A 10,973-nucleotide genomic window follows, 5' to 3' on the forward strand; every position below is an offset into this window, starting at 1 on the left:
CCCAACACGCTCCATGTTTTACCCGGTCACCGTTTCCTCCACCGCCTGCCGCCTGCTCGCCGCCGAGCCGGACTGGTCCACCGCCGTCACTGGCGAGTTCGCCGCCCGCACCGCCAGTGATAGCGGCCTGTCCGCGCGCGGCCACCGCCGCCGCCTGGCCGCGCAGACCGTCCTCACGCTGGCGTGGTCATCCCTGCTCGACGGCCCCGGGCACGCCGCCATGCGGGTGGCGCTCGGCCAGTACGCCAACGAGCCGGTCCTGGTGCCGTTCTGGCCCGGCGAGACCGCCCTGGACGATCTGGGCACCTCCTCCTGGAGCGGCAGCCTGCGGGTCTTCTTCGAGCCGGACTGGTCCCAGTGGGAGGTGGCGCCGTCCACCCAGGCCGAGCCTTTCGGGTTCGCCGCCAGCGGGGATTGCCGGGTGGCACCGCTGCTGTGGGGCCGGTTCGCCAAGCTCCCCGCCCCCCCCGAGGCAATCACCGCCCGGGGAGCGCAGTACTCCTGGAGCGTCACCGAGAGCGGCCCGGCCGAGACCGCCATCCGTGCCGTGGCCACGCTGGCCAGCGGCCCGTCTCTGGGCACCGCTACGCCGCGCCTGCTCGAACTGGAGCCGGACTGGGGCGGCGCCGTCGCCTCCGGCGGCGTCGAGCTGCGCATCGAGCGTGACCGGGTCGGCTACGGTCGGGCCGAGGTGGAGTACTTCGTCGCCCATACCCCGGCCCGCCGCCTCAAGGCGTCCCTGACTCCGCTCGGAGAGGAGACCGCCCGGCTGGTCGCTCTCTTCCAGGACCGGGGCGGAAGCGCCGGGCTGCTGTGGGCACCCGGCCAGTGGCACGAGGCCGCCCTCGCCCTGGCATCCTCCTCCGGCTCACAGGTGGTGACGCTCGATGAGGCCGCGCCGCTGGACAGCGAAACGGCGGTCTGGATCTCGGACGGCTCACACAGCGTCGCCCGGCGCATCCAGTCCCGCTCCGGCCAGACGCTCACCCTGGCCGGGGCGCCGGGCGCCTTCGCCGCCGGTACGCCGGTCAGCGCCTTGTGGCTGTGCCGCTTCTCCGGGGATGTCCTGCGCGTGGCCTGGGAAACGCCCGCCGTGGCGACCTCCACCATCGAGCTGGTCGAGCTGCCTGCCGAGGCCGCCTTGCCCGACGGCGAGACCCAGGGCTCCACCGTGGGCGATCTGGGCGGGGTCTGGTGGGGATACCTCGTCAGCGACGGCGTGGTCACCTGGCGTTTCACCTCGCACGACAGCGCGATCGACGCCGGTGCGCTGGGCACCTTTGAGCCGCGTCCGATCGACCACGGCGACATCGAGCAGGAGCTCAACCTCGCCCGCCACGATGTGTCCCTCGCGCTCGGCTCCTGGGACGGGTCTCCCTTCGAGCGCTGGCGCACCGACCGTTCGGCCCCCCAACTGCTCGTGCAGATATTCGAGGGTAACACCGCCGCCCCCTCGGCGGCCCGGCTCATTTTCTCCGGCCGCGCCCGCACGGCCCGCTACTCCGGCGCCACGGCCACCGTGCCCGTGCGCGGCCCCTCGGCGCTCTTCGACCTGAAGGGGCCGGTCGCCATCGTCTCCAAGCGCTGCTGGGCGCCCTTCGGCGGCTCCGCCTGCGGGGTGGACCTGGCCAGTGTCTCCACCGAGGCGGACCTGGCTGAAGCCTCGGCGGATGGCAAGCTGCACTTCGTGGCGGCGGGCACGTCCACGTGGCCGGTCCGCCCCCGGGACTACTACCGCCACGGCTACATCGAGCGCACGCTGGCGGACGGGACTTTCCGCCGCATCCGCATTGCCGCCTCCGAGGCCGTGCGCGATGAAACAATCCCCCCGGTCGGCACCCTCGACCCGGCCGCCAGCGCCTGGCAGAGCGAAGCGCTCGCCTACGGCGGCACGCTCGGCACCGATACCCTGGCGATTTGCAACCAGCTCGCAGCCTCCCTGCGGGGCACCTCGGCCTGGAGCAAGATCATCTACCTGGCCCCCTTCCTCGGGACCAACCTGGCCGCCGCCAGCACCCCGCTCGTCAACCGGCTGGGCTGGCCCCGGCCCACGATGTATAACCTGACCGATAACGACGTCGGAGACGCCCTCGGCATCCGCAAGCTGACCACCTCCGGCTATCTCCGCATTGACCTGCCCGCCGCCCTGCGCCCGCGTAACATCGGGGTGGGGATGTGGCGGCTGGCCGGGGCCGTGTCTTTGATCGGAGACAGCAGCGGGGCCTACCTTTATGTGCGCAGTACGGGCGCGGTCACGTTTACTTACGGGGGCTTCAGTGTCTACGCCTCGGGCACACTCTCGCCCGCCGCCGCCCGCCTTGGCCACTGGTATGGCACCGCCTCGCTCTCTTCCCCCTACGGCGAGCTCTTTCACGGCGGCCAGCTCTTCGCTACGGCCCCGCGCACCGGCACGCAGGACAATGGGCAATGGCACGATCAGCATTATCTCTTTGGAGGTTCTGTTGAATCCTCCGAGCAACTCGGCGTTTCCTATGTAACGAGCGGCCAGGTCAGCGCGGCCGAAGCGGCCGAGCTGCACGATGTGCTCGAAGCCGCCCTGATGGTACCGACCGGCCGGTCCGGAGCGCCCAGCCGCCGCCTGAGTGTGACCCCCGCCGTGCGGGTGCCCGCGCTGCCCGCCGTCTTTCCGGCGCCCGGCTGGCGCATCGTCCCCGGCTGCGACAAATCCCTCACGGCCTGCGCCGCCTACGCGAACCGCCACCGCTTCCGGGGCTTTCCCCACCTGCCCAAATCCAACCCGGCCCTCGTGGCCGTCAGCCAGACCACTTCGTCCTCCGGTAAAAAATGACCGCGCAACCTTATTTCTCAAGCGCCGAGCGCATCGGCAAACTCATGACCATCGCCGCCTCCTGGCTCGACACCCCTTATGTGCAATCGGGCGCGGTCAAGGGCTGCGGCGTCAGTTGCCATCGCCTGGCCGCCGCCGTCCTCTCTGAGGCGGGGGTGGCGATGGACGATGTGCCCGAGCGCGGAGACACCGGCCGCCGCCAGTTCGCGCAGGCCATGCGCGGCTGGCTGGAATCCCGGCCCGCCCGCTTCGCCCCGGTCGGCCCTGACGAGCCGCTCTGCCCTGGAGACATCCTGCTGTGCGATTTCGGGATCGGGCACATCGCCCTCTACCTCGGCGGTGAGCAGCGGGCCGTGCTGCAGGTGCTCCTGCGCGGAGCCACCCACCTGGCCAGCCTGCTGGACCCGCAACTGCAGGGGCGCGTCCGCGCGGCCTGGCGCCCGCTGGAAGGAGGCTGCGATGGGCAGTAAGCGTAATGACCAGACGCCGGAGCCCTCGCGCACCGAAACGGTCTCGGCCTACGACGAAGCCTTCGCCGTCTCCGAGGATGGTCGCCCGCTGCCGCTGGGCCGGGGCCAGTTCAAGGTCGCGGGCCGCTATGTCATCTGCCCCTTCTACGGGCAGTCTGTCTGGTATGAACCGACCAGCACCGGGGGAGGGAAAAAGTAATGGGATCGAGCAAAGGCTATGACCAGGGCGTGCCGCACTACATGGGCACCATCGCCTGTGTGATCAGCCGGGGGCCGCTCTACGGCCTGCAGGCGATCCTGCTCAACGGCGAGGCTGTCTGGACTGGGCCGGTCCTGCGCGGCTCTTCCACCGGTCCGCTGACGATCTCCACCGCCCACGGTACCCTCCGCATCTACTGGGGGACGGACGACCAGCCCGCCGACCCCACGCTGAACCAGTACGCCTACCATCCGCCGTACCCCGGCGTGGCCTACTGCGTCTTCATCAACTTCGACCACGGCGCGGCCACCAACGCCTACAACGCCGAGTTCATCTGTCTGGCCGCGCCCGCGCAGAGCCTGGTTACCGGCACCCCGGCGTCCGCGTCCCTGGACGAGTGCCGCACCTGCAACGCGGCGGTCTTCGCCGCCGAGGTCATCACTTCCGAGAGCTGGCTCGGTCGGGCCGCTTCCGAGCTGGATCAGCCGAGCTTCCAGGCGCTGGCCAATGCCCTGCAGGCCGAACAGATCACCGGCGCCCCGGCCGGACGATCGCTCGCGGCGGTTTCTCCGCTCGTGACGGATGCGACCGAGACCCGCGCGTTGCTCAGTGACCTGCTGACGCCGCTGGGTGCCTGGCTGCGCGTCACCGCCGCCGGGCTCGTCCAGGCAGGCCGGTGGGTGCGCGATGCCGAGGCGTTGACCGGCGTGATGGAACTCACCCTGGATGACCTGACCGAGCCGCCCGTGGTGAACTTTGAGGATCAGGAAGACGCCCCCAACTCCGTGGCCGTCGAGTTTACCGATTCCGAGGCGCTGCACAAAGGGGCGACCCTCAGCGTGGATGATGCCGGAGCGATTGCCGAGGCCGGTGTGCTGCGCCGCACCACGGTCAAGCGACCCTGGCTGATCACGGCGGACCAGGCGATCCGCTCCGGCCTGGATGAACTCGCCCGCGTGGGCCGCGTGGTCTCCTGGTCGGGCTCGGTGCGCTACCCCCGCGCGCTCAAGCCTTCCGGCGACCTCGTGCAGCCGGGGGACTATCTGAGCGTCCCGCTCGGCCTGCCCGGCACGGAGGATGCAGCCATCCTGCGCGTGCTCAAGGTGCGTCGCCCCAAGGACGCCACCTCAGCCGTCGAGATCGAGGGTGAACTGGACCCCGGTGCCCGCGTGCTCGAGACGGCTGCCGCCGCCGAAAGCGCCGATCCGGGCACGCCCGATGTGGTGCCGCCGGTCATGTGGTCGCGCTTGCTCGCGCTCCCGCCGCTGGACCCGATCTCGGCCCCGCCGGTCATTGCCCTGGCGGCGCGGCCGCACAGCCTCGCCCTCGGGCTGGAGGTGGCCTACGACAGCGGCGCGGGCGGAGACTTTCCCACCGTGGCCCGCCAAAGCGGCTTCGCCCTGCCGGTGCGCCTGGCCGCCTCTTTCGGCTCCGGCTCGTCCACCGTGCGCGTGCGCCTGCTCGATCCGGTGGACGGGGCTGATCCGCGCCGCGATGAGCAGTACCTGCGCGCCTGGGCCGGAGGCGCCACCGAGGGCCGCAACGACGAACTGCTCCTCATCCTGCTGAAAAAAGACGAGGCCGGTGACATCCTCCGCCACGGCGACGAAGATAGCCTGGAGTATCTGGAGGTGCTCTCCATCGCCTCGGCCCCCGCGCTCGTCTCCACCGATACGTTCCAGGCCAGCGTCCTGCGCGGCCGTCTCGGTACTGCCGCGCTCGCCTTCACGGACGGCCCGTTCCCCGCGTCCTGGGAAGAAGTCGAGGGCTGGGTGATTCCGCGCTACCTCATGGCCCGGCTGGCTCATAACGACTTCGCCGGAATGCTGGCGACCGGCACCCCGGGCTGGTTCCGGCTCGGTGCCTACACCGCCCGCAAAGGCTACGCTCCCGTGGCTGCCTGGGAGGAACGCCAACGCCGCACCGCCGCCGCGCAGTCGCTGGCTGAACTCGCGCTCCAGCCGGATGCGACCACCTACGTGCCACAGGCCGCCTACGCTATCCCGGCCGGGCTCAATACGGCCCCGCGCGTCGAGTGGATCTCGCCCGCGAGCTTCCCGGCCACGGCCAGCGGCGGCGACCTCGCCGTCCACCTGCGCTGGCTCGACGGCACCGGCAATCTCTCCGAAGTGCTTCTGACCATCATCAAGAGCGACGGCACCGGCTATGCCGAAGTCCTGCGCCAGAGCCTCTCGCCCCGCGCCACGCATGAGTGGAGCGGCACCGTCAACTTTCCGTCCACCGGCACCTGGACCCTGTCCGCTGTCGGTACCGACAGCACCGGCCAGACCGGCCGGAGCGATCAAACCGTCACCCGTTAACGCACCATGCAAACCGTCACACCCTCCCTTCACCGCCTGCGGCTGGACAAGAGCCGCCCGTACCAGACTCGCCCCATCCTGTACCTCTGGCGCGGGAGCACCCTGCGCGTGCAGCTCGGCCTCGCCGACGGCGCGGCCCTGCTCTCCGTGGCCAACCTCGCCTCGCTCACCTACGAGATTAAGCCCTACCAGGGCAAGAACCCGCCCACGGAAAACACGCCCCCGGTCTACGCACGCACGGTGGACGTGTTTGACGATACCCTGACCGGCGACACCTGGGCCTCGGGCGCCCAGCAGCACGTCGCCTTCGACCTGGACAAGGCCGACACACAGTTCCCCGCGAACACGTACCGGCTCATCATTTCCGCGCTCACGATCGACAACCCCAGCCAACTGGTCACCTTCCTCGTGACCGACATGCAGGTGCGTGAAGACGGCGGCGGGCTCGCCTCCGTTATTGAGCAGACCCCCGGCGTAAACTACTACACGGCCGACCAGGCCGATGCGGCTATTCAGAACGCCGGGCAGGCCCTGCGCGATGAAGCGGCCGAGCTGCTCGCGCAGACACAGGAGGCCGCCGAAGGTATCTCCACTGCGGTGGACGCCGCCGACCGGGCCGAGGGTGCCGCCACCCGCGCCGAAACCGCTGAAGCCGAGGTCGAAGACAAGCGGCAGGAAGTGGCTACCAACACGGCCGCCGTCGCGGCCGACAAGACCGATGTCGCCGGGATGGCCGCTCAGGTGGAGACCAAGCGGCAGGAGGTCGAGGCCAACGCCGTCACCGTTGCCGGGGACAAGACCACCGTGGCCGGGATGCTTACCGAGGTCGAAGACAAGCGCCAGGAGGTGGCTACCAACACGGCCGCCGTCGCGACCGACAAAACCGATGTCACCGGGATCGCCACCGAGGTGGAGACCAAGCGTCAGGAGGTCGCAGCCAACGCCGTCACCGTTGCCGGGGACAAGACCACCGTGGCCGGGATGCTCACCGAGGTCGAAGACAAGCGCCAGGAGGTGGCCACCAACACGGCCGCCGTCGCGGCCGACAAGACCGATGTCGCCGGGATGGTCACTCAGGTGGAGACCGATCGCGTCGCCGTGGAGAGCGTCCGGGCGGACTTTAACACCCGTTACCTGGGCGCGTACGCTGCCGCCCCCACCACCGATAACTCGGGTAATCCGCTGCAGGAGGGCGTCGAGTACTACGACACCTCGCTGGCCAAGAAACGCACCTGGGCCGCCGGCACCTGGCGCGATGCCTTCGACGGTGTGAGCGACGCCCGCGCCGCCGAGATTGCGGCGCGGCCGTTTGGGTCGGCGCTGCACCTGGACGGCGTGAGCGCCGCAGTAGCTCTGCCCGCAGGACTTGCTGACACTTTTCGGGGAAATTCCACCGTGATGTGGCGGGTCTTTTTCCCCGGCCGCCCGAGCGCGGGCAGCCGCATCTTTGGCAGCCGCGAGGACGGGTTATCAGCCTACCACTGGTCGCTCCAGTCCTCCGGTCAGATCACGATATCCCTCGGTGACGGTGTCAATGGCGCGATCATATCCACACCCACAGGCTATATCCCGGTCGAACCTTCGGGCTGGATGTGGCTCTCGGTGACAGTGGATATTTCCAGCAACCTGATGAGCCTGTACCGGGACGCCACCCTGCTCGGCACCGCCGACATATCCGGTGTCGATCTGGCGAACACCCCGTGGCTCGCCCCGGCCATCGGCGCGATGAATAATGGCGGCACGATTGGCTACTTCCTGCGCATGTACGTCTCGGAAGGATGCGTTTACAATGTCGCACTTACGGCGGCAGAAATCGCCGCCATCACGGCACCACAGCCAACCCTGCCGAGAGTGCCCCCAGTGTATCGGTGGGGTAACCCTCTGCCCCGGTACGTATCGGATTTTTCGACAGAAACGTTTTACGACTACACCCCGACCTACGGTGAATATTCCGTGGAGAATGGCGTGTCTGACGGAACCGTTGCCCATGATAATGTCCTCAAGATTACTAAGTATTCGTCAGCGCCAGCTTCTGCCGTCCGCCTGCGTCTAAACTCCCTGTCTTTTGCCCCAAACACCAGCACGAAACAATGGAGGGTCGAATTCGACTTCTACGTCCCGGCCTCACAGACTTCCACGCAGCAAAGCAGAATTCAGTTCTACCAAGATGGGATCGGTACGTCAATAGGAGGTACCTACTATTACACACACCCGTCACCGGGGAATTGGGTACATGTAGTGTTGGAGGGGCCGTATATCAGCCTAGCCTCGGGTGCGGGTACGAATACCTTAGCAGTGGGCTTCGGGCAGTATAGCGAAGGCGTGGAACTGGAATTCGCCGTGGCTAATTTTCGGGTGTGGGAGATCGGGGCCATCGGCTCCTGGAGCGCTTCCCAGGCCGGTCGCCTTGGCCCGCAACTGCGGGACCGCAGCCCGCACCGTTACGACGGCCTGCTCGCTGCCAGCGGCTGCACCTGGACCGCGCTGACCGGGCGGGACGCGATCCGCGCGCGCGCGGTCGATGCCTCGTCCAGCATGTACCTCTTGCGGGCCGGGGACATCCTGCCCGCCGCCTGCGTCGTCACCGCGCTCGTGGTGGACGGCGCTCCCGTTGCCCTGAGCGGGGCGCAAAACGCCGCCCTGCGCCGCATCCGGCTCGCCCCCAGCGGGGCCGACCTGCTCGTGCAGCGCTCGGACGGCACCACCCACGCAACCCTTGCCACCGTCACCCCGGCCAGCCTGGCCGACGTGGACCTCCTCCTGAACATCCAACTCGATTAACATGACCTTCGACCGCATTGACCTGCTCGCCCCGGGTGACGCCCGACTCATCTTCACCGTTCCCGGGGGCGAGACCGACCGTCCCCTGCCCGAGGGCCAGCGCCCACCCGCCACCGCCGTGGCCATCGCCCTCGACCTGGACGCCGGCGAGCTGACCGCCACCCTGGAGGACGGCTCGAGCGAGGTGATCGCTCTCAGCGCCGCCGACATCGCCGCCGTTGCCGCCGCCCCCGTGGTGGAGCCGCCCGTCGTCCCGACCTCGGTGCGCAAGATTCAATTCGCCCTCCAGTGCCTCGCGATGGGGATCGACATCGACGCGCTCCTGGCCGCGATCCCCGAGGAGACCGAGCGCAAGGTCGCGCAGGCCCGCTGGAGCGGCGCGACCGTCATCTTTCGGGCCGATCCGCTCGTGCTGATGCTGGCCGCAGCCCTCGAGATGACCGAGGCCGACCTGGACACCGCCTTCATCGCCGCCGCCACTCTTGACCCGATCCCTTCATGAGCCAACCCACTCCAATCAAACCCGCATTCCCGCATCCAGGCGGAAAAACCCGCCTGCTTAAACACATTCTCCCGGCAATCCCGCCTCACCGCGTCTATGTGGAGCCGTTCTGCGGCGCGGCCGCTGTCCTCCTGGCCAAGGAGCCAGCCCGGTGTGAGGTTATCAACGACCTCGATGGCGAAATGGTGACTTTCTACCGCTATGTGCGCTGGCACCGGAATGCCCTCCTGGCCGAGCTGGCCAGTTGGCCAGGCAACGCCCGCCGCGACTTCGCCGACCTGCTGATGAACCCCGGCTACACGGACCTGCAGCGGGCAGCCCGCTGGTATTGGCTGAAGGTGGCTTCTTTCGGGGCACAGGGGAAAACATGGGGCCGCGACCGCAACTCCTATCACGGCTTCGACCCGGTGCGCCACGGCAAGCTGATCGACCGGCTTGCCCGGCGCCTCAGTCATGTCATGATCGAGTCCCGGGATTTCGAAGAGGTAGTGGCCTTCTATGACGGCCCGGATACTTTTGTTTTCCTCGACCCGCCCTATGTGCAGTGCGGAAAGACCGCCTACCATCCTTTCCAGCCGGAGGACATGGCCCGCGTGCGCCGGTGCCTCGATCGCCTTCGCGGCACCTGGCTCCTGACCTGCGATGACTCACCGGCTTGCCGTGAGATATTTGCCGGACTGCCTTACCGCGAGATGTCCATCCGCTACTCCCTGAACAAAAACTCCGGTGGAAAAGTCTCCGGCGAACTGCTCATCCTCCACCCATCCCTCGCCGCCGCCACAGACCGGTTACTCCCTCTTCCCGATCTCGGAAATAACCGTGCAGCCTGACTGAACTGCCCTTTCAGGCCATCTTCTCACGCCCCTGCCTGGTTCCCTCCAGCAGGGGCGTTTTCCCAAACCTACCAAATTTTTTCCCAAAGCCGACCGGGCCTTACAGTTGGTGGATACGTCCGCCAATGCGTTAGCGATGGCGTCGAGTAAATGGGGATAGTTTCGTGCCTGGATCTTTCGCAGGATTGCCTTGAGCTTGCTCCACATCATTTCGATGGGATTGAGGTCCGGGGAGTAAGCCGGCAGGAAGCGGACTTGGGCCTTGGCCTGCCGGATCAGATTGAGGGTGTCCTCGTTTTTATGGGCGCGCAAGTTGTCCATGATGACGATGTCTCCGGGACGCAGGGAGGGGACGAGGATCTGGAGCACATAGGCTTGAAAGACCTCGGTGTTAGCCGCGCCCTCAACACTCATGCAGGCGGTGGTGCCGTCCAGGCGCCCGAGGAGATCATCGTGGTGGTGTGCCAGTGTCCATGCGGAGCATGGCAGAGCAGACGTTGGCGCCCGAGGGGCGCGACCCCGTAACCGGGTCAGGTTGGTCTTGGCCGCCGACTCGTCGATGAACACGAGCCGCGCCGGGTCGAGGCCGCCTTGGCTGCGCTTCCAGCGGCGGCGGGCTTGCGCGATATCGGGGCGGTTTTGCTCGGAGGCATGGAGCGTCTTTTTTTATATGTCAGCCCCAGCTTGTCCAGAGCCCAATGGATCGCTCCGACCGTATAGCCTAAGTCCAGACGCTCCTTGATTTCGGCCAAGGTCAAGTCCGGATGCTGCCCCACCAATGCCTTCAGTTCCGGCCCATGATCAGGCAATAAGCGTGCCTTGCGGCCCGAAAACCGATGCCGGGCTTCGATCAGGCCAGTCCGGCGCCGTTGCTGGATCAGCTTCTTCACCATCCCCAACGACACCCGGAAACGCTGAGCCACCTCGGCCTGCGTGCACTTGCCTTCATCGTAGCTCTCCACGAGCCGCCGTCTCAAATCCAACGATAGCGTTTTCATCACTACCCACTACCAGATCCCAGAGAAAATAGCTACAGTTTTATTTGAAACGCTCTAAAT

9 protein-coding genes are annotated in these 10,973 nt (G+C 67.5%); 7 read left to right on the forward strand and 2 right to left on the reverse strand.

The genetic code is table 11. The features are described 5' to 3' along the window. Positions 1-13: 13 nt before the first annotated feature. From H5P28_RS00350 to H5P28_RS00380, 7 genes are read left to right on the forward strand one after another with little or no spacing between them, the layout of a single operon-like run. Complete coding sequence (locus tag H5P28_RS00350) at positions 14-2,809, forward strand: phage BR0599 family protein (RefSeq protein WP_185673741.1); 2,796 nt, start codon at positions 14-16, stop codon at positions 2,807-2,809. Continuing rightward, positions 2,806-3,279, forward strand: a complete 474-nt coding sequence (locus H5P28_RS00355) for a C40 family peptidase (RefSeq protein WP_185673742.1) — start codon at positions 2,806-2,808, stop codon at positions 3,277-3,279. The genes H5P28_RS00350 and H5P28_RS00355 overlap by 4 nt, the downstream gene beginning before the upstream one ends. Continuing rightward, a complete protein-coding gene (locus H5P28_RS00360) occupies positions 3,269-3,478 on the forward strand; it encodes a hypothetical protein (protein WP_185673743.1) in 210 nt (69 codons plus the stop codon). Before H5P28_RS00355 ends, H5P28_RS00360 begins: the two co-directional genes overlap by 11 nt. Next, complete coding sequence (locus H5P28_RS00365; RefSeq protein ID WP_185673744.1) at positions 3,478-5,799, forward strand: hypothetical protein; 2,322 nt, start codon at positions 3,478-3,480, stop codon at positions 5,797-5,799. The genes H5P28_RS00360 and H5P28_RS00365 overlap by 1 nt, the downstream gene beginning before the upstream one ends. Before the next feature lie 6 nt (positions 5,800-5,805). Next, positions 5,806-8,580 carry a LamG domain-containing protein gene (locus H5P28_RS00370; RefSeq protein ID WP_185673745.1) on the forward strand — a complete coding sequence of 925 codons (2,775 nt, stop codon included), beginning with the start codon at positions 5,806-5,808 and terminating at the stop codon, positions 8,578-8,580. 1 nt (position 8,581) lies between these two features. Next, positions 8,582-9,082, forward strand: a complete 501-nt coding sequence (locus H5P28_RS00375) for a hypothetical protein (RefSeq protein WP_185673746.1) — start codon at positions 8,582-8,584, stop codon at positions 9,080-9,082. Next, the gene (locus H5P28_RS00380; RefSeq protein ID WP_185673747.1) at positions 9,079-9,912 is read left to right on the forward strand and encodes a DNA adenine methylase; all 834 of its coding nucleotides are present in this window, start codon (positions 9,079-9,081) and stop codon (positions 9,910-9,912) included. Before H5P28_RS00375 ends, H5P28_RS00380 begins: the two co-directional genes overlap by 4 nt. Here H5P28_RS00380 and H5P28_RS00385 read toward each other — a convergent pair. Both H5P28_RS00385 and H5P28_RS00390 read right to left on the reverse strand, forming a co-directional pair. Beyond that, entirely contained in the window at positions 9,871-10,542 is a 672-nt protein-coding gene (locus H5P28_RS00385; RefSeq protein WP_343075460.1) for an IS630 family transposase, read from the reverse strand. The genes H5P28_RS00380 and H5P28_RS00385 overlap by 42 nt on opposite strands. Then, positions 10,446-10,913, reverse strand: a complete 468-nt coding sequence (locus H5P28_RS00390) for a transposase (protein WP_185673748.1) — start codon at positions 10,911-10,913, stop codon at positions 10,446-10,448. The genes H5P28_RS00385 and H5P28_RS00390 overlap by 97 nt, the downstream gene beginning before the upstream one ends. Between the last annotated feature and the right edge of the window lie 60 nt (positions 10,914-10,973).

This window comes from Ruficoccus amylovorans (assembly GCF_014230085.1).
Classification (GTDB): domain Bacteria; phylum Verrucomicrobiota; class Verrucomicrobiia; order Opitutales; family Cerasicoccaceae; genus Ruficoccus; species Ruficoccus amylovorans.